The organism is Tistrella bauzanensis, from assembly GCF_014636235.1.
Taxonomy (GTDB): Bacteria; Pseudomonadota; Alphaproteobacteria; order Tistrellales; family Tistrellaceae; genus Tistrella; species Tistrella bauzanensis.
The window spans coordinates 1-1,487 of the sequence record NZ_BMDZ01000172.1; the positions used below are offsets into that span (position 1 = coordinate 1).

General features: G+C 64.7%; 1 protein-coding gene and 1 pseudogene. One reads left to right on the top strand and one right to left on the bottom strand.

Translation table 11 applies throughout. The features are described from left to right. Nucleotides 1-82 precede the first annotated feature (82 nt). Nucleotides 83-256 (bottom strand): annotated as a pseudogene (locus tag IEW15_RS26255) (SDR family NAD(P)-dependent oxidoreductase); the annotation flags it as partial. A gap of 62 nt (nucleotides 257-318) precedes the next feature. On the opposite strand from IEW15_RS26255, the gene IEW15_RS25390 reads away from it, so the two are divergent. Then, nucleotides 319-1,242 (top strand): AraC family transcriptional regulator, encoded by a 924-nt coding sequence (locus tag IEW15_RS25390; protein WP_188583316.1) that lies wholly within the window; start codon nucleotides 319-321, stop codon nucleotides 1,240-1,242. Nucleotides 1,243-1,487: the final 245 nt, after the last annotated feature.

A 1,487-nucleotide genomic window follows, 5' to 3' on the forward strand; every position in this document is an offset into this window, starting at 1 on the left:
TCTCGTCGATCAGCCGTGGCTCATCATGTCCATCGGCATGCGATCATGGGCACATGGGTGACCGTCCATGGGACTTGGTATTATACGCCGCCCGGCCGCCGGCGACGGTGATCTCGTCGACAACCGCCCCAAGCGACGCCTCATTGCGAGCGCCCAGCACAACGAATGCGCCATGTTTCGCAAGCAGCCTTGCCGTCGCGCGGCCGATCCCGCTGCTCGCTCCGGTTATGATGACAACTTTATCTTGGATGCTCATTTGCGATCTCCTTCACGAAGACAATATACGACGGCCACAAGATCATCTATGCTCTGTAGTCTATGACATTATCGCAATCGTCCAAGATACCGCGCGACCCGCTGTCGGACGTCCTCGACGTTCTGGGCGCAAGGGTGACCCGGCGAACCCGCATCGCAGCGGCGGGGCGATGGGCCTTGGCGTTTCCTGCCATCGACCGGCTCAAATTCGTCGCTCTGCTGCGCGGCAGCCATTGGATGCTGGTGCCGGGGCTCCCCCCGCAACGTCTGAGCGAAGGGGATGTCTGTCTGATCGGACGCACCGCATATACGGTGGCCAGCGACCTCGATATGACGCCGATCGATGGGCAGGCCCTTTACGATGGCCCCGGCTGCGACGCGGCGCGCATCGGCGGAGACGATACGATCGGGATCGGGGGCACGGTCACCTTCGCTGCCGCGGACGCCGACTTCCTGCTCGACATGCTGCCGGCGTTCATGATCGTGCCGCGATCCTCGCCCGGATCCTGCGCGATCGCGGCGGTCCTCGCCCTGATCGGCAACGAGATCGAGCGGGATATGATGGGGGGCGAGATCGTGAGCGCCCGGCTCGCCGACGTGCTGGTGGTGGAGGCGATCCGCGCCTGTGCCGGCAGCGCCGGGCAGAGCGACATGGGATGGCTCGGCGCGCTCTCCGACGCCCGGCTCGGCCGGGCGCTCCGTGCAATCCACCAGGATGTCGCGCAGCCATGGACGGTGGCCCGGCTCGCCGGCGTGGCCGGCATGTCGCGCGCTGCGTTCTCCGCCGAGTTTACGCGCCGTGTTGGAAGGCCGCCGCTCGCATATGTGCGGACATGGCGCCTGACCATCGCGCGCGCGGCACTGATGCGCGGCGGTACCACGATCGCCCAGGTGGCGAGTGAGGTTGGCTATACCTCACAAAGCGCGTTTACCCACGCTTTTCGACAGGCCTTCGGATCTCCTCCGAAAACCAGTACCCGACCATGAACGACTATTCGTCTGCCGATCATCTTGGCCCGATCAGGTGGTTCCACCTGATCGGGATCTCGTCTCAATGCCACAGGAACCTGCCCGGGCCGGCCCTGCTGTTCCGTCGAGGCCGGCTGTCCCGTCGCAGGTCTTATCGCTGCAAGACCGCTGTCCGCGGACCTTGGGGATGTCCCGGTCATTGTTGAAAAAGGGAGAGCGGCGTTGCTCGCCTTGAGCCGTTAGGCTCGGGGTGTCGAATCCTC

Excerpts from the sequence above, each read along its gene's own strand:
- IEW15_RS25390 (WP_188583316.1), top strand. The coding sequence starts at position 319 with ATGACATTATCGCAATCGTCCAAGATACCGCGCGACCCGCTGTCGGAC.